At 63.5% G+C, this 17,112-nt stretch carries 12 protein-coding genes; 3 read left to right on the top strand and 9 right to left on the bottom strand.

Annotation, left to right across the window (positions count from 1 at the left end; genetic code table 11):
- The first annotated feature begins 20 nt into the window (after positions 1-20).
- Together HX855_RS08185 and HX855_RS08180 are read left to right on the top strand one after the other, a co-directional pair.
- On the top strand, positions 21-602 hold the full coding sequence (locus HX855_RS08185; RefSeq protein WP_010168443.1) for a LemA family protein: 582 nt from the start codon (positions 21-23) through the stop codon (positions 600-602).
- Positions 599-1,765: a hypothetical protein gene (locus HX855_RS08180; RefSeq protein ID WP_177090127.1), complete on the top strand. Its 1,167-nt coding sequence runs from the start codon at positions 599-601 to the stop codon at positions 1,763-1,765. Before HX855_RS08185 ends, HX855_RS08180 begins: the two co-directional genes overlap by 4 nt.
- On the opposite strand, the gene pbpC is transcribed toward HX855_RS08180, so the two are convergent.
- The 3 genes from pbpC to HX855_RS08165 form a co-directional block, all read right to left on the bottom strand.
- Positions 1,766-4,063: a penicillin-binding protein 1C gene (pbpC, locus tag HX855_RS08175; RefSeq protein ID WP_177090126.1), complete on the bottom strand. Its 2,298-nt coding sequence runs from the start codon at positions 4,061-4,063 to the stop codon at positions 1,766-1,768.
- Positions 4,044-9,887: an alpha-2-macroglobulin gene (locus HX855_RS08170; RefSeq protein WP_177090125.1), complete on the bottom strand. Its 5,844-nt coding sequence runs from the start codon at positions 9,885-9,887 to the stop codon at positions 4,044-4,046. The genes pbpC and HX855_RS08170 overlap by 20 nt, the downstream gene beginning before the upstream one ends.
- 79 nt (positions 9,888-9,966) lie before the next feature.
- Positions 9,967-10,596: a LysE family translocator gene (locus HX855_RS08165; protein WP_177090124.1), complete on the bottom strand. Its 630-nt coding sequence runs from the start codon at positions 10,594-10,596 to the stop codon at positions 9,967-9,969.
- A gap of 145 nt (positions 10,597-10,741) precedes the next feature.
- On the opposite strand from HX855_RS08165, the gene HX855_RS08160 reads away from it, so the two are divergent.
- Positions 10,742-11,215, top strand: coding sequence for an Lrp/AsnC family transcriptional regulator (locus tag HX855_RS08160; RefSeq protein ID WP_177090143.1), 474 nt, complete (start codon positions 10,742-10,744; stop codon positions 11,213-11,215).
- Between the two features lie 196 nt (positions 11,216-11,411).
- On the opposite strand, the gene HX855_RS08155 is transcribed toward HX855_RS08160, so the two are convergent.
- The 6 genes from HX855_RS08155 to HX855_RS08130 are packed head-to-tail and all read right to left on the bottom strand — an operon-like array spanning position 11,412 to position 17,099.
- Positions 11,412-12,344: a phosphatidate cytidylyltransferase gene (locus HX855_RS08155; RefSeq protein WP_063033761.1), complete on the bottom strand. Its 933-nt coding sequence runs from the start codon at positions 12,342-12,344 to the stop codon at positions 11,412-11,414.
- 1 nt (position 12,345) lies between these two features.
- Positions 12,346-12,966: a 1-acyl-sn-glycerol-3-phosphate acyltransferase gene (locus tag HX855_RS08150; RefSeq protein WP_177090123.1), complete on the bottom strand. Its 621-nt coding sequence runs from the start codon at positions 12,964-12,966 to the stop codon at positions 12,346-12,348.
- Positions 12,967-12,975: 9 nt separating this feature from the next.
- Positions 12,976-13,419 carry a hypothetical protein gene (locus HX855_RS08145; RefSeq protein ID WP_177090122.1) on the bottom strand — a complete coding sequence of 148 codons (444 nt, stop codon included), beginning with the start codon at positions 13,417-13,419 and terminating at the stop codon, positions 12,976-12,978.
- Complete coding sequence (locus HX855_RS08140) at positions 13,409-14,707, bottom strand: phosphatase PAP2/dual specificity phosphatase family protein (protein WP_177090121.1); 1,299 nt, start codon at positions 14,705-14,707, stop codon at positions 13,409-13,411. The genes HX855_RS08145 and HX855_RS08140 overlap by 11 nt, the downstream gene beginning before the upstream one ends.
- A gap of 3 nt (positions 14,708-14,710) precedes the next feature.
- A complete protein-coding gene (locus HX855_RS08135) occupies positions 14,711-16,465 on the bottom strand; it encodes a bifunctional alpha/beta hydrolase/class I SAM-dependent methyltransferase (protein WP_177090120.1) in 1,755 nt (584 codons plus the stop codon).
- Between the two features lie 10 nt (positions 16,466-16,475).
- Positions 16,476-17,099: a CDP-alcohol phosphatidyltransferase family protein gene (locus tag HX855_RS08130; RefSeq protein WP_177090119.1), complete on the bottom strand. Its 624-nt coding sequence runs from the start codon at positions 17,097-17,099 to the stop codon at positions 16,476-16,478.
- Positions 17,100-17,112: the final 13 nt, after the last annotated feature.

Genomic DNA, 17,112 nt, shown 5'->3' with positions numbered 1-17,112 from the left:
AGCCAGGGAACGCCTTCACCATGAACATAGAACTGCTGATCGCCGGTATCGTCGTGCTGATCATTGTTGTCGGCCTGGTCGGTTGGCTGGTGGGGGTCTACAACGGCCTGGTGATGCGGCGCAACGATGTGGATAAAGCCTTCGCCAACATCGACGTGCTGCTCAAGCAACGGGCTGACCAGATTCCCGACCTGATGCGCGTGGTGCAAACCGCCATGAACCATGAGAACGCATTGTTCACCCGCCTCAGCGACGCCCGCACCGCCTACCTCAACGCCAGCAGCCTGACCGACAAGGTCGATGCCTCCAACCAGCTCAATACGGCGCTCAAGTCGGTGATTGCGGTGGCCGAGAATTATCCGACGCTGATCTCCGGCCCCAACATGGTCGAGCTGCAGCAGGCGATCTCGGCGGTGGAAGAACGCATCGCCGACCGCCGCGAGTTCTTCAACGAGTCGGTCAACCTCTACAACATCGCCATCGCGATTTTTCCCGACCTGTTCTTCGCAAAAATGCTCGGCTACCAGCGCATCCCGTTGCTGGCCATCAGCGCTGAAGAAACCCGCTACGAGGGCGTGAAGCTTGAGGTGCCGGGGGCATGAAAACCACTCAGGCGGGCGTTGTCGCGAAAAAGCCGGCGTGGAAAACCCTGGTGGCACTGGTCTTTCTCGCCGGCTTCATCGGCCTGATGGTTTACGCGCCGACGATCCTGGTGGCGCTGTTTTTTCCCGTCTGCATCCTGATCGGCCTGCTGGCCAGCTTTGGCCCCAACTTCTATCGCACCGAACAGCGCCTGGCCACCAGCCAGATACGCTCTTTGGCCATGGGCCTGGTGGAAGTGAACGGCAAGGTGATCGTCGACACGCCGCTGATCTCTCCGGTCAACGGCAAACCCTGCGCCGGCTACGTGTGGATCATTGAGGAAGGCACCAAAGACAAGGACGGCGATTGGAGCTGGAGCCAGGTGTCTGCCGAGGCCCGCTGCAATGACTTCCGCCTGCAGGACGCCACCGGTGAAGTGACAGTGATTGCCGAAGGCATCGACCTGTTCGGCAAGAAGTCTCCTGACGAACATGAGTTGATCAACAGCTCCCGGCGCCAGGGCGAGCTTCTTCTCACCCAGGATATGCAGGTGATGCTGATTGGCGACGCCTGCGAGCGTGAGGGCAAGACGGTGATTGCCCAAGGCAGGCAGCGTGACGCGGTGTTCGGCCTGGCCGAGACCAAGGAGGTGGAAACCCGCCGGGTGCTGGCGCCGCTGTGGCGCGCCGGTGGTTTCTACGCGGTGGTGGTGGGGTTGATCGGTGTCGGCATCATGGCCATGACCCCGGAGCATTTTGCCCAGCTGCATTTGCCAGGCCCCGCCACCTACCAGCAAATGGCGACCCTGAATCCGTTCTATCGATTCCTGGCCTGGCTGTACCGTGACAACGGCTTCGTGATTCCCTTCATGGCCGCGTTCGGGTTCTTGCTGTCGATGTTTGTGGTGTTGCTCGCACTGCGGCTGTTGCTGCCCAAGGGCATGCGCCTGGCCGTAGGCCGCGTGCTCGGCGCCTGGATGGGCTTGGGCATGGTGATTGGCGGCGTGGTGACCTTGCTGCTGGTGGTGGCCCAGGTGGATACCATGAAGGTGTTTCTGGTGTGGATGATGATCCTGCTGGGCACCCTGGTGTTCTCGATCTTTGAGCAACGCAAGCTCGGGGCGGCGTACAAGCATTTTGCAAAAGACTCGGGTACCGCCAGTTTCGGCGACGAAGACGCCTGATCAGGGCACGAACTCCACCTTTAAGCCCCGGCTGGCGCTGCGGCCCTGATCATCCGTGACCCGCAGCCGGTACTCCCCCGATTTACCCGGCCGCCAGTTCAACGTGGTTTGCGGCGGGCCTTGGCCGATCAGGGTCTGGTCGGCGAACCAGTACAGCGTCAGTGCATCACTGGCCGCGTTGGCGTTCAGCGGAATGCTTTCCTGTGGCTGGGACAGGCGCAGGTGGTAGCTGACCTGGGTCAGCGGCGAACGGATCTGCGGCGCTTCACTTTGGTCGCCCATTCGATTGGGTTGGCAGCTTTTCAGCACATTCGGTGGCGTACGGCGTGGCAGCCCGGCGGCGCGGAACAGCCGCTGCACATCGCTGGGCCAGAATTCGAAGACTTCTTCACGGGTGTACTGCGGGTCGAACGGCGGGCACGCCGCTTTGCCGGTGCGCGTGTCGATCAGCACCGGGCGGTGCAGGCTGGACACGCGAATCGGAGACACGCCGGGGATGTACCAGGTCTTGCGGGTGCGCGGGCACCAGCGGTTGGGTAACTCGCCGGACGCGGCGCAGACGTCGATGCGGATCAACCCGGCGGGCGGCTTGTCGGGTTTGATCACCACGTTGGGCAACGCCAGGGGCAGGGCGTCGGCGATGCGGAAAAATAGCGGTGCGGCGGTTTTCGCGCCGATAAACTCAGGATTCGGACGACCGTCGAAGTTACCTACCCACACCACCAGCACGTAGGGGCCCACCAGGCCGGCGCTCCAGGCATCGTGAAACCCCCATGACGTGCCGGTCTTCCAGGCCGTGCGCCAGTGACGGCCCGGCAGCCCGTCCGGGCGCGGGTTACGCCGCAGCATGTCGCGCACCATAAACGCCGCCTGCGGTGTGAGCAGCTGGGCGCCGGTGGTTTGCGGTTGCTCCTGCAAGTAGCGCAGGGGACGCAAATGCCCGTCACCGGCCAACATCACATACAACCGCGCCAGCTCTTCGGGCGTCATCTCGCCGCCGCCCAAGGCCAGGGCCAAGCCGTAATGGCTCTCGCCGCGCAGGCCCTTGATACCGGCGCGTTGCAGCAGTCCATACAGTGACGGCGAGCGAACCTGGCTGGCCAGCCACACCGCCGGGATATTGCGGCTACGGATCAACGCATCGCGGGCCGTCACCGGGCCGACAAAACTGCCGTCGAAATTTTCCGGCTGGAAGTAGCCGAAGTTACTCGGCATGTCCTTGAGGATGCTCATGGGGTGGATCACCCCTTGGTCCAGCGCCAGCCCATACAGGAATGGCTTGAGGGTGGAGCCCGGCGAGCGCCGCGACAGCACGCCGTTGACCTGGCCGTGGATGGCTGTGTATAAGTAATCCGCCGAGCCCACCAGGGCCTTTACGCTCTGGTCGCGGCTGTCGACGAGGATCGCCGTGGCGTTTTCCACGCCACTGCTGCGGCGCTCGGCGATAAAGCCGGTGATCAGGCGTTCCAGCAATTGTTGCAGCGGCGGGTTGAGGGTGCTGTTCAGCTCGTTGCCGGTTTGCGAGGCCAGCAGTTGTTCGCTCAGGTGCGGCGCCAGAAACGGGATCTGCTGGCGGTTGCGGGCTTCCAGGGGCAGGTCGAGCAAACTGTCGTTGCGCGGGTCCTGTGGATAAGTTTCCCGCCAGTCATCCATCAGCCGTTGCCGGGCGGTTTGCAGTGACGGCCCAAAGCGCGCGCGGCGACCGGGTTGCTGGGGAATCACGGCCAGCGCCAGCGCTTCAGACAACGACAATTGCGCCGCCGACTTGCCAAAGTAAATCCGGCTGGCCGCCTCGGCCCCTTCGATATTGCCGCCCATGGGCGCCAGGTTGAGGTAGGCCTCCAGGATGTCGTGCTTGCTGTAACGCGCCTCCAGCCACAACGCCAGGGCCATCTGCTCCAGCTTGCCGGGCACCTGGCGGGTGTTGAGATCCCACAGGCGCCTGGCCAGTTGCATGCTCAACGTCGAGCCGCCCTGGCGCTGGCCGCCGCTGTAGGTGGCCATGGCCGCCCGCAGCAAGGCCGGGGGATTGATCCCCGGGTGCCAGTAGAAATTGCGGTCTTCCTTGAGCAGCAGTGCCTCCACCAGTGACGGAGAAATCCGCTCCAGCGGCAGCCACAGGCGATATTGCCCGTCAGCCGCGAGGGTCATGCGCAGCAGCGAACCGTCATCGGCCAGCACCACCCTTGAGGAGGTGGCGGCCTGTTCCAGCGGTGCATGGGGCCACAACCGCAGCCCCGCCAGGATAAGCGCCGCTGCCAGCAGCGGCGTCAGGCGTTTAAGGCTTGGTAATTTCAAGCTGGCCTACTTTGCCGCGTCCTTGCAGGGTGGTTTCGTACATGCCCTCGGCGTAGGCCGGTGGCGTATTGAAGGTACCGGCGTTGGTGGCGCGCACGCGGTACACGAAGGTGCCTACATCCCGCAGCGCGGTGCCGTACAACACCACTCGGTCATCACGCACATCGACATAGTCCGGCTGCCAGTTGCTCAGGTCGGTCTCGCCGATCGGCGCTTGCCAGGCGTCGGCTTCCTCGGTGTCTTCGCTGGTTTCAACGTACTCCGGATCGTCACCTTCGCTTTCCTCGCTGCTGGCCGCTTCCGGCTCCGGCGGCAAGTTATACACAGGCTCGACGCCGCCCGGCAGCAGGTCGACCACGGCCACCTGTTGCACCTGATCACGGTCAGTGGCCCGCAGGCGCAGGCGCACCAGGAATTCATCGCCTACCGCGACCTTGCTGACCGGGTTGCCCTTGAGGTCGAGGTATTCGTGGATGATTTCCAGGCCGTTGTTGATCGGCTTGAGGTTGGCGCCCTTGTCATAGCCGGCTTCGCTCAGCATGTAGAACGCCGCCGGGCCGTCGGATTTTTCCATCTGCAGTTTTCGCGTACCGGCAGGCACCGCGGCACGTGGCGGCTGGCCGGCCATCTGCAACAACTGTTGCTGCTTGTCGCTGAGCCACGCGGTGGCCTTGAGGGTCATGTCGCTTTGGGCGCGCTGGCCATAGTTGTCCAGGGCCCGCAGCAACAGTGCCGCCGACAGCGAGTTGTAGCGCTGCTCGTTGAGGCGCTTGCCGAGTTTATCCAGCAGGCTGGCCGGCACGTCGTCGAGCATTTCCGGGAAGTGCCGCGCGAGCAAATGCAGGTGCTCGGCGTCGTGCACCAGCGGGTCGTAATACAGGCCGTCGCTGGTCCACTTATCCACAAGCGAAAGCCATGGGACTTTGCGGAACACCGCATCGGCCTGACGATCCTGCTTGAGCAACTTGTAGCTGGCGGCCAGGTACGCGGCGCCAATGTCGTTCTGCCAGGTGTCTTTGAAGTAGCTTTCGTAGCGCTCGCGGATATCGCTCAAGGCGCCGCTCACCAGAATCCCCTGACGGCTCAACAGGTAACTGGCGTAGGCGCGGTTGCGCAATTCCGACAGGCCTTCGCTCGGGCCGTTGGCCAGGTCGGTGAGGTACGCGTTGGAGCGTTGCAGCAGGTCTTCCGGTACCGGCAGCCCGCGCTCTTTGGCTTCGATCAGGAAGTCGGTGGCGTACAGGCTGGCGTACGGCGCCACGTCCGGGTTGGCCGCCCACAAACCGAAGCCACCGGCCTGGTTCTGTCGCTGACGCAGCATGCGCACCGCGCCGCTGAAGGCTTGCTCGGCTTCCGGCGCATTGCCGCCCCAGATCAACGCCGGCATGGCCTTGGACACCAATTGCTCGGTGCAGGCGTAGCCGTAGTCATCCAGGTAATGCTTGAGGCCGTTGGCCCAGACCAGCGGCGAAGCGGCGACGCCCAGTTGCACGTCGCGCAACTGGCCGAAGAGCTCGCGGGTCGGCTTCAGCTCTTTGCTGGCGCTGTCGAAACGGCCCAGGCTCAGGGCCACCCGGTGCTCGCTCAATGGCCGGATCGACGTGGTTTCCGCCACCTGGATCCGCTTGCCATCCGGCAACACCGCGACGAAGCGCAAGTCGGCCGAGCCGAGGGTTTCCCCAACCTTGATCTTGAACTCGGCGACGCCTTCCTTGCGCGGTTGCAGGGCCAGGGTGCTGGCCTTGTCGCCTTGCACCTGCAGGCCATCGCTGGTCTGTACTTCAAACTTTACGTCGGCTGCGGCTTCCAGGTTGCTGAACACCCCCGCGCTAACGCTGAACACATCCCCCGGTGCGACAAAAGCCGGCACGTTCGGGGTGATCACCAGCGGCCCACGCACCTCGGTGTTGGCCTCGCTGACGCCTACGCTGTCGCTGTCCACGGCCACCGCAAACAGGTGCAGCTTGCCGTTGAAGCTGTCCGGCACCTGGTAATGCAGCACGGTTTCACCGGCCGGCAGATCGACAAGGCCAGACCACCAGGCCACAGGCGGCTGATGTTTACGCTTGAACGGGTTGAGGTGGTTGGCCAGGGCGCCTTCGGTATCGCCACCGGGCGCTGCCCCACTGAGCAGGCGGCTGAATTCCGGCAGGATCAGGTCAAGGATCTGACTGGTGCCGACCTCCAGTGCGCGCTTCTGGAAGAAGAAGCCCAACGGGTCCGGCGTCTGGTAGCGCGCCACTTGCAGGATGCCTTCGTCCACCGCGTAGACCACTGCTCGGCCCGGGCGGTCGGCGTTGACCTTGATGTCGACGGTCTGCCCCGGCTCGACCTTCGCCGGGCCTTCGACTTTCAGCGCCATGCGCCGCGCATCAAGGTTGATGCTGAACGGCACCACGCCGTAGGACAGCGGGCTCATGTAGACCTCGGACGAGCCGATGTCCCGCACGAACTGCACGTTGACGTAGGCATTGCCCTCAAGCCCCGCAGGAACGCGGATATGTTGCACGCTGTTGGTGCTGTCGGCCTTGAACCACTGCTGGGTGTAGACCTTGTCCCGCTCGATGGTGATCAACCCGGCGCCGGTGTACGGCGCGCGAATGCTGATAGCGATCTCATCACCGGTGGCGTAGCTGCGTTTATCCAGGCGCAGTTGCAGTTCGGCGTTGCGTTCCAGGGAGCGTGAGGTGTTGCCCTTGCCAGCGACGCTGTAGTCGATCTGGTTCAGCAGGTTGCCGTTGGCATCCTTGAGTTGCAGGGTGAAATCACCCGGGGTGCCGGTGTTCAGGGTTTGCTTGGCGCCGTCCTTGGTCATCGCCAGCGGCGAGGCCGGCTGGCTGATGTTCTTGATCCGCGACTCGTATTTGTAGGTGCCGTTGGATTGCTTCACCAGCACCGAGACGTAGCGGTGTTCCACTACTTCACTGGTCAGGCCGTCCACGGCGACTGGCGTGAGGTCTGGCGCCACGGCCAGCCATTGCACCTGGCGCGGCGCGTCCTTGGCGACAAACGACAGCGAGTCCTGGCTCTTCACACCCACCAGGTACGGCGCCGCCGACACCAGTAACGCGCTTTGTGCGGCGACGTTGCGACCGCCTTCGGCTTCGTACACCTGGGTCATCACTTGCAGGCGGTAGGTGCTGTTGGCGAAACGTTGCAGGTTCAGGTCCAGCACGGCCTGGCCATTGTCGTCGACGGTGGTTTCGGCGAGGTCTTCGGAGCTGGCTTCCTCCAGCGAGTCATTCAGGCGGAAGCGGTAGTCGGGGTAGCGATCAAAGGCCGCGAGCGTCGGGCTCAGGGACATTTTGGCCGTGACACGACGGCCCGCCGCCGGAGCGCCGAACAGGTGCATGGCGGTGACCTTGGCCACCACCTGGTCCGGCGGGATCCAGCCCAGCACTGGCGTGTCGTGCAGGCTCAGGCTGACCTTCATGCGGTCTGGTTCAAAGTCGCGGACCTTGAAGCTGACGCTGCCCAGGTCAGTACGTCGCTGCTTCTCGCCGATCAGTTGCAGGGTCGCGGTGTAATCGCCGGAAGGCGCCACTTCGCTGCTCGGGAAATCAAAGGTTTCAAAGCCGCTGGCTGACAGCTTCAACGGCTGACGAATCACTTCCAGGCCACGTGGATCGGTGATTTGCAGCTCAACCGGCAGGCCTTGCAGCGCGCCTTTCCAGTCGCCGCTGCGCACGATCATGCCCAGGTGCGCGGTCTCGCCGGGCCGGTACAGGCCACGGTCGGTAAACAGGTAGGCGCTGAGACGATTGATCGCACCGTCCTCTTCCAGGCCGCCGACATCAAAGCGCGACAAATCCAGCTGCTGGGACTGACGGGCAATCGGCAGGAAGGATTGGTCGTTGCCGCGACTGACCACATACATCAGCGGGGTTTTCTCACGGCGCAGTTCATCCAGCTTGGCAAAGTGCGCGTGGCCTTCGCTGTCGGTACGGCCGCTGGCCACCGGCAGACCGTTGCGGCCGATGATGTCGACCTGGGCGTCGGACACCGGCGAGCCGTTGCCGATGGACTGTACGTACACGTCGTGGCTGCCATCGCTGGAGCGCTTGGCGATGATGCCCAGGTCGGTGACCACGATGAAACGCAGGTCGCTGGTGGTGTTGCGTTCGTACTCGAAGGTGCGATCAGCCGGGTCGTCCTGCGGGCTCAGCTTGAGCACGAAAATACCCCGGCGACCGCCGTTGGCGGTGAGGTAGCTGCTCAGGTCGACGTTGTCGTAGACAGTTTTGGACGGGTCGCCAGCCGACAACGGAATGTCCAGGCTCTGACGCTCCACCATCCGGTCAAAGTAGTCATTGGCAAAATTCGGTCGGGCAAAGCTGCCGCTGCTCTGGTCCACCAGATGTTGCAACTGGTTGGGCAGCAGGCGGGCGATTTCCACATGGGCACCGGGTACGCCACGGGCCATGAAGCCCAGGCGTTTTTCGCCGGTGAGGCTGAGCAGGGCGCCGTCGGACAGGAACTGCAACGTGCGCGGATAGGCCGGCATGCTCACCAGGGAAGCTGTCGGATTTTTCGCCAGGTAGCCGCCGATGGCTTCCAGGTTGGCCGGTACCCGCACATACAGGGCGCGGCCAGGCGGGGCCTTGAATTTGAAGGCGTGCAGGGTATTCAGCGGTTCGACGCTCGGCACGTGGGTCAGTTTGACCTTGGTGCTGCTGGCCAGCAGCTTGTCGTCGATGTCTTGCAGGTTCCAGGGGCGGGTGTCGTCCTGGGCTTTTTCCGGCAGCATCCAGGCCTGCACCTTGGTGGCGATGGTCTCGTCGGCCACGGCGCTGGAACTGCTGAACATCAGCACCGGCCCGGGCTCGCCGCGCTCGTTGTCGACAAAACTGACTTCGGCGCCGGTAAAGGTCAGGCGATAGCGACCGGGCACGGTGACTTCGGCCACCAATGGCGCAGGGCTGGCATTGCCGCCGTCGCGGGCCTTGAGGCCTTCATCGAGCTTGGCGCTGACCGGGGTGCTTTCCAGCGGCGTGGCCAGGGCGGCGGAGCGCACAAAGGCGTTGAGCTTGTGCTCGTCGAAGGTGATTTCCGGGCGGTTGGGCAGTTGCGCATCACGGTAGGCCAAACCTTTACCCAGGGTAACCGAGGCGCGCTTGCGTACGCTGTCTTCGTCGACCGGGTGGGAAAAGTGGAAGGTCGCGACCAGCTGTTTCTGCGTCGGGTTGCTCGGATCTTGATACAGCTCGTTTTGCGCCAAGGTGGCGCGGAACGGCTGGGTGGAGAATTGGCTGCTGTATTGGCTGAGCAGTACGCCGTCGGCCAACAGGTTCTTCTTGGCCAGGTCGAGGGTGTAGTGGGCGTCGACGGGCCAGTCTTTTTCCGGGGTGAACACCAGGCTGCGGTCATCCGACCAGCGCCAGGTGCCGGCGATGGCGGGCTTGACGGTGATGCCTTCGGTGACCGGCTTGCCGATGGCGGCCAGCGGTGCCACGGATTCGGCGAAACGCACCTGCAAGTTATCCACAACCGGCTGTGGCTGGGTGTAATCCGTCAGGTTGGGTTTGTGCAGCGAATAGCCCACGGTATGGGGCTGGGGCAGGTGGGAATACCAGTGCCAGCCGTAAACGCCGGCGGCCACCAGCAACACCAGGGCCAGGACACCACCTGCCGCCTGGCGCGGATACGCCCGGGCCTTGTGGCCGACATTCACCAGGCCGTTGCCTGTGGCCTGCAGCCAGCGCGGCGGTTGCCACTGGCCGAACAGGCTGCGGGCCAGCCATCGGACGGCGCTGAACAGAACACTCACCACTGAGATCAAGGCCCCGAAAAAACGGCGGCTGGTCGCTTTTAACGAATCAAACATGGTGAGCATCCCTGGCTATGTGCGGCGTATCTTACACGTGTCTTTGATACAAAAGATGACGGCAGATACGTCGTTAGGCTCAGGCGTGTTGTACGAAGGTGAGGCGTATCGCAAAACCGATCAAAAGGCTGCCAAACAGCCATTGCTGAAGGCGTTGGGCCGACGGGCTTCGCTCCAGCCAGCGGCCGATTCTGGCGCCGGCCAAGCCATAGCAACTGTCGAACGCCAGGCCGACCGCCACCAGAATCGCCCCCAGCATTGCGAACTGCGCGGTCACCGATGCGCCGTGGGGATCAATGAATTGCGGCAGCAGCACGGAGCAGAACAGCAGCGCCTTGGGGTTGAGCAAGTTGGTCAGCAGGCCGCGTTGGAAGGCTCCCCGCCAGGCGTGGGCCGGTGCGGAACCGTCCTCGGCGTTCAGGTTGGGCAGCAGGTTGGCGCGCAGGCACTGCACGCCGATCCACAGCAGATACGCCGCGCCGCCCAGGCGCACCACATCGAAGGTCCAGGGCGCGACCTTGAACAACGTCGCCAGCCCCATCCCCGCCAGCGCCACATGGCAGGCCCGCGCGAGCCCCAAACCGGCTGCCGTCGCCAGGGCCATGGCCTTGCCCTGGCGTGCGCCGGTTTGCAGCAGCAGGATCATGTCCGGGCCGGGCAACAGGTACACCACCGCCAGCGCGACTAAAAACAACCAGAGTTCTGCCATGTGCCTGCCCCTTGAGGTACGTGATTCGTAGGGCAATTTTAGGGCGGAAGGCCGGGGCAGGTGCTTGCGTAGTCCGCTGGAAAAGCGTTTAGTCTTGGCACAATCTGCCACTTCTCCCGGGCGAAACACTTCACTTATGCCAAATCTGAAACTGGATGCGTTTGACCGCAAGATTCTGGAAGCCCTGCAACGGGATGGCCGCCTGAGCAATGTGCAACTGGCGGATGAGATAGGCCTGTCGGCTTCACCCTGCTTGCGTCGGGTGCGCCTGTTGGAAGAGGCCGGTGTAATTCGTGGTTACCAGGCCAGCCTGGATCGGGATGAAGTCGGTTTGGGGCTGACGGTGTTTGTCGGGGTAAAGGTCGAGAGGCATAACGACGAACAGGCGGAGGCGTTTCGGTTGGCGGTGACGGCGCTGCCCCAGGTGATTTCGGCGTTTCTGGTGTCAGGGGAATCGGATTTCCTGCTGCAAGTGGTGGTGCCGGACTTGCGTGGGTACGAGCGGTTCCTGACCGGGAGTCTGTTGAAGTTGCCGGGGGTGAGTGATATCCGCAGCAACTTTGCGATTCAGACGGTGAAGACGCCGGGGGCGTTGCCGTTGGGGCACCTTCCCGATTAGTGATGAATTGCTGTGGTGAGGAGGCCTTTGTGGCGAGGGGGCTTGTCCCCCGTTGGGCTGCGAAGCGGCCCCAATAAGGCCACCGCGTGTTTTTCTGACGGAACGGCATCACCAGCTTTGGGGCTGCTGCGCAGCCCAACGGGGGACAAGCCCCCTCGCCACAGGGGTTGTGTGTACTTGGGGTGAGGGGTGGGGCTCAGGTCCACCAGTAGCGCACGAGATGGAAGAAAATCGGCGCCGCAAAACACACCGAATCCAGCCGGTCCAGCATCCCGCCGTGCCCTTCGATCATGTGCCCCCAATCCTTCACGCCCCGGTCGCGCTTGATCGCTGACATCACGATCCCGCCGGCAAACCCCAGCAGGTTGATCAACAGCGCAATCAGGAACGACTGCCAGGGGTTGAACGGCGTGGTCCACCATAGCGCCGCGCCGATCAGTGATGACAACAGAATCCCGCCCACAAACCCTTCCACGGTCTTCGACGGCGACAGGTTGGGCGCGATTTTGTGTTTGCCAAACAGCTTGCCGCACACGTACTGCAGCACGTCCGACAGCTGCACCACGATCACCAGGTAGGCGATCAGCAGCAGGTTGCGGCCTTCGTAACCGACGATGTCCAGGGTCAGCAGTGCTGGCACGAAGGACACGCAGAACACGGCAATCATCAGCCCCCATTGCACTTTCGACGCCCGTTCCAGAAAGTGCGTGCTGTCGCCGCCCAAGGACGCAAGGATCGGCAGCAGCAGGAACACGTACACCGGGATAAAGATCGAGAACAGCCCGTACCAGTCGAAGTAGATCAGCAGGTATTGCAGCGGCAACGCCAGGTAGAACGCCGCCACCAGTGCCGGGTAATCGCTGCGCCGGGTGGGCGTGAGGGTGAGGAATTCCCGCAGGGCATAGAACGACACGGCATAGAACAGCAGGATCACCGCGCCGGTGCCGAGCCAGAAGGCCACGCCAATCACCACCACCATCACCCACCAGGCGTTGATGCGGGCGTTGAGGTTGTCGATCACCGCGTTGGGCGTGCCACGGGTGCGCAGCTTGAGGATCAGGCCAATCAGCGAGGCGAGCACCAGGATCGCGCCGATCCCGCCGAACAACATCAGGGTTTGGCTATCCATGTCAGGAATGCTCCGGGGCGAGGGCGAGCAAGGCGTCGCGGCTGCGGGCGAGGAACAGTGCCTTGTCTTCGCCGTCCTCCAGTTGCAGCGGTGCGCCGAAGCTGGTGGTGCACAGCAATGGCAGCGGCAGCACGCGGCCCTTGGGCATGACCCGGTTGAGGTTGGCGATCCACACCGGGATCAATTCCGCTTGTGGATAACTCTTGGCCAGGTGATACAGCCCGCTTTTGAAGGGCAGCAGGCCGTCTTCCAGGTTGCGGGTGCCCTCGGGGAAGATGATCAGCGAGTCGCCGTTTTCCAGGGCCTGGAGCATTGGTGCCAAGGGGTTATCCACAGGGTCCTTGCGCTCCCGGTCGATCAACACGCCGTTAAATACCCGGTTGATGATGTAGCGGCGCAGGGCGCTTGTGTTCCAGTAGTCGCTGCCGGCCACCGGTCGGGTGAATTTGCGCAGGTTCTGTGGCAACGAGGCCCACAGCAGCACGAAATCACCGTGGCTGCTGTGGTTGGCGTAATAGATGCGTTGCACCGGCACGGGCGCACAGCCAAGCCACAGGCTGCGGGCGCCGGTGACGGTGCGGGCCATGGAGGTAATCAGGGTGGCGACCACGGGTTCGAACATGAGGATTCCTTATCCGGCGAAGGGCAGCCAGGGGCTGGCCAGGATGACGGCCACGGTCAGCAGCACTTGCGCCGCCAGCAGGTAGGCTTGCTTGCGCAACAGTTTCAGGGCGCCGCGACGGCGTTCGGTCCAGGGCCGGCCCGCGCGTTTGGCGGATTGCAGGCCGAGGGTTTGCATGGCCTGGTCTAAGTCGGGTGTACGGTCGGTGTCCCGAGCCAGCAGGGCGAACAGGTCGGCGTCGAAGGCCACCCGCAACGCCCAATATTTTTGCAGCAGCCCGAGAACAATCATCCACAGGCTGAGGATCAGGCAGATTGGCGTGATGCTGGCCATCAGCAGTTGTGCGAGGCCGAACAGCACGCCGAGCAAGGTCAGGCCTGTGGATAACTGATCCAGGGAACGACCCCGGCGCAGCAGGCTGGCGACGACCTGTAATTCCATGTCAGCGGGCATGGGTTAAACCCTCCAGGGCTTCACGGTGAGCGGGATGCAGGACCACACGCGGGCGTGCTGTACGAATAATAGCCACCGCCTCGTCGACATTGGCCGCGCGCTCGGTGTGGAGCAGCCAGGCGGCCACGGCGGTGGCGCTGCGGGAGTAACCGAGGGCGCAGCACACCAGCAGCGGCCCGGCTGAGCGTAGCCGTTCAATGGCCTGGGCGGCTTCCAGGCATTGCGCGGCAGTGGGCGCCGTGAGGTCGAGCACGGGCAGGCTGTAATAGGCGCGGCCCTGTGGATTAATCGGCAATTCGGCGCACAGATCGACCACGGCCTTGAATGCATCAAGCTCGCTGCCGGTGGGAATCCGCCCCAGCCAAACGTTATCCACAACCTGATCGGGCTGCGGATGTTGACGCGTCCACAGGCGGGAATTGATCCAGGCTGCTGCCAGATAAGGCGCAAACAACCAGCGCGCCGCCGGAGTGAGGCGCCCGTCAGCACGCTTCTGAAAGCCCGAAACGCCCAGCACCAGATAGTTCGCCTTCATCAATCCAAGGGAAACCGCCGGCCAAAGCAGCCACAACCAGCCGCCACCGAGGCTGAACGCCAGGATCAAACACACCAACGACCCGAAGCCATAGCGCAACCCCACGCGCCAACGCTGCCGGTCCCGGGTCAGTTGGGCATTCAGCAACGGGCTTGGATGTTCCAGCGGCCACAGCCACACGCACAGCCAGCCGGCGAGGGCCCCTGTGGGTAAGTCGATAAAGTGATGTTGATAAGTGGTCAGCACCGAAAGGCCGATCAACGCGAACCAGCCATGCACCAGCCAGCGCCACAGGCCCCGGCTATGCCGCTGGTACATTATCCACAGCACCACCAGCAGGGCGATGTGCAGTGACGGCGCCTGATTGAACGGTTTGTCGAACCCGGCGAGTACCGCAAACAGCCAGCCGAATACGCCATCCAGCTCCGGGCGTTCGAAGGTGAAGCGCAATGGCCAGATCAGGAAGCACGTGACGGCAATCACCTGGGCCGTCAGCAGGCGCAGGGCATGCTGTTTCAGCTCATGGCGCGTACTGGGCAGCAGCAGGGAGAAACCGTAGAGCAGGTCGATCGACCAGTAGGGCACGATGGTCCAGGCCCAGAACGGGATATGGGTTTCCCAGCCGAACACCATCGTACCCACGTCACTGCGCTGGCTGGTGACCCACGTGGCAAAGCCGTAGGTGCTGAAAAACAGCGGCGCCAACAGCAGCAGCCACAGCACTGCCGGTTTTAACAGGCCCGGTTCACGCATCGGTCAGACCCGCTGCGCCAGGGACACGCTGAAAATCCCCCATTCATCCACGCGTTGGGTGATCTTGCGGAAACCGGCAGCTTCCACCAGTTGGTCCATTTCTGCCTGGCTGCGCCGGCGCATCACCCAGGCCTGGCCTTGGCGGTGGCTGGTGAGGGCGCGGGCGATCAGCTCCAGTTGCGGGTGCCACGGCTGGCCGGTGTACACCAGGTAGCCACCGGGCTCCACCGCTTCAGCCAAGCCGGCGAGCGAGCCGCCGACCATCCCGTTGTCCGCGAACAGTTCATACAGCCCGGACACCACCGCCAACGTCGGCTTGGGTTCCAGCGCCGCCAGGTCCGCCCGGTCGAACGCATCGCCTTTGACGAACTGGGCGATATCCCCCAGGCCTTTCTCACGAATCAGCGCGCCACCGTCGCGCACATTGATGTCGCTGTAGTCCCGCAACAGGATCGACTCCGGCAGCGGCGAAACGCCCTGCAAGGCTTCCAGAATGTACCGACCATGCCCGGCGGCGATGTCGACGATACGCACCTCGCGAGCCTCCTCCCGCAACTTGGCCATTGCCAGGCGCAGCAGCTCTTCCACGTTCAATTTGCGTTGACGAATGCCACGCCAGCCGATGGAGTTGAGATAGTTGGTGTCGATCATCCGCCCCAGCCCGCCTTTGCCGGTGGGTGTGTTGCGGTACACGTAGTCCAGGGTGCTGCCGGAGTCGAAGCCGGTGTCGAAACCGAGCTTCACTCCATCCGACAGTTTGCTGCCCAGGCCCATGCTGGCGCGGGTCATGCGCCAGTACAGATCGCGCAGGGAGTTGCGCGGCAACGGCGCGGCCAGGGATTCGGATTCGGCGCAGGTCAGGCCGATCTTATCGGCATCCAATAGCGAGGCGCGGTCCAGCGGGTGCTCGAAGTTCTGCAGGATAAAGCGCCGGGCGCTGCTCAAGGCCACGGCGCGGTCACGTTCACCGAGGGTGTCGTGGAAGAAACCGGGCAGGATGTGCAGCTCTTTCTTCAGGCTGCCGAGGCGGTCGAAAAACTGCTGCTGGGGTTTGCGGTGCACCACAAAGTCCGAGCCGGAGATCAACAGTTGGGTGGGCACCTGGATCGCCTGGGCATCGGCTACCACCCGGTCGGCGGCTTCGTACAGGCCCAGCAGCACATTCACCGAGATGGCTTTGGTGATCAGCGGATCAGTGTCGTAGGACGCCACGCGCTCCGGGTCATGGCTCAGGAACTTGGCCTTGACGTAGCTGTTGACGAAAAAGTTGCCACGAAACTTGCGCATCAACCCCAGGCCCGGCCGGGCGAACGGCACGTAGAGCTTGACCTTGAAGGCGGGGGAGGCGAGCACCAGCGAGCGAATCTTCGGCGCGTAGTCGTGAACCCAGGTCGCCGCGATCACCGCGCCGACGCTCTGGGCGATCACCGCAAGGTTCTCTTCCTCGATGCTGTAGGTGGCGCCGATATGGTCAACGAAGGTCTGCACGTCCCGCGCACTGGTGGCGAAGCTGGGGCTGTCGCCGCGCTCGCCGGGAGACTGGCCGTGGCCACGGGCGTCCCAGGCGAAGAAGTCGAATTCCTGCAGGTTCAGCTCGTCCACCAGGTGGGCGATGCGCCCGGAATGCTCGTGGCCGCGATGGAACAGCACGATCGCCTTGCGTGGCGCAAAGCCTGCGGGGGTGGTGGCGGGCCAGTGACGGTAGAAAAGCTCCACCCCGTCATGGGTGCTGAAGGTGTGCTCTTGCTGTTCACGCATCGCAAAATCCTTATGCAGAAGGGGAGGTGTTCGTTTCTTCTTTCAAGCCTTGGCGCACGCGGTTGACCATCGTGTAGGCCAGCAAGGCCGCGACCAGCCACATCACCGCCTCGACCCAACCGGCACCGAGCCAGCCCAGCGCCACACCGGTGGCCAGCACGCCGAGCACAAACGCACGGTCGCTCTTGCCCATGGGCCCGTCGTAGCGCCGGGAAGCGCCGACCATCGGCCCCAGCACGCCCGCGTATTCGCTGAACACCGCCAGCAGTGTCACCAGCAGCACCGGCGCCAGGCTGACCTCGGGGATCAGCGCAAACGGCAGGATCAGCGCGCTGTCGGCGATCACGTCACACAGTTCATTGAGGTAGGCACCGAGTCGCGACTGCTGGCCGAATTCACGGGCGAGCATGCCGTCGATGGCGTTGAGGGCCATGCGCAGGATCATCCACAGCGGGATCAGCGCAAACAGCCACAGGTGTTGGGCGAAGCCGGCGATCAGCAACCCCACCAGCAGGGAAACCACCCCGGCCAACACGGTGATCTGGTTGGCGGTGGTGCCGTTGTCATAGAGGCGCTGCACCAGCGGGCGCAGCAGGTTCTGAAAACGCGGTTTAAGCTGATAGATCGAAATCATGGGGAGTGACGCT

Origin of the sequence: Pseudomonas sp. IPO3778 (assembly GCF_013386825.1) — a bacterium.
Classification (GTDB): Bacteria; Pseudomonadota; Gammaproteobacteria; order Pseudomonadales; family Pseudomonadaceae; genus Aquipseudomonas.
The sequence above is the reverse complement of the archived record's forward strand: the minus strand, read 5'-3'. Positions and strand labels throughout refer to the sequence as shown.

Bases quoted from the DNA above. Each gene is read 5' to 3' on its own strand.
- HX855_RS08135 (WP_177090120.1), bottom strand. From the start codon at position 16,465: ATGCGTGAACAGCAAGAGCACACCTTCAGCACCCATGACGGGGTGGAG.
- HX855_RS08155 (WP_063033761.1), bottom strand. From the start codon at position 12,344: ATGGATAGCCAAACCCTGATGTTGTTCGGCGGGATCGGCGCGATCCTG.
- HX855_RS08140 (WP_177090121.1), bottom strand. From the start codon at position 14,707: ATGCGTGAACCGGGCCTGTTAAAACCGGCAGTGCTGTGGCTGCTGCTG.
- HX855_RS08145 (WP_177090122.1), bottom strand. From the start codon at position 13,419: ATGCCCGCTGACATGGAATTACAGGTCGTCGCCAGCCTGCTGCGCCGG.
- HX855_RS08130 (WP_177090119.1), bottom strand. From the start codon at position 17,099: ATGATTTCGATCTATCAGCTTAAACCGCGTTTTCAGAACCTGCTGCGC.
- HX855_RS08185 (WP_010168443.1), top strand. From the start codon at position 21: ATGAACATAGAACTGCTGATCGCCGGTATCGTCGTGCTGATCATTGTT.
- HX855_RS08180 (WP_177090127.1), top strand. From the start codon at position 599: ATGAAAACCACTCAGGCGGGCGTTGTCGCGAAAAAGCCGGCGTGGAAA.
- HX855_RS08165 (WP_177090124.1), bottom strand. From the start codon at position 10,596: ATGGCAGAACTCTGGTTGTTTTTAGTCGCGCTGGCGGTGGTGTACCTG.
- HX855_RS08150 (WP_177090123.1), bottom strand. From the start codon at position 12,966: ATGTTCGAACCCGTGGTCGCCACCCTGATTACCTCCATGGCCCGCACC.
- HX855_RS08170 (WP_177090125.1), bottom strand. From the start codon at position 9,887: ATGTTTGATTCGTTAAAAGCGACCAGCCGCCGTTTTTTCGGGGCCTTG.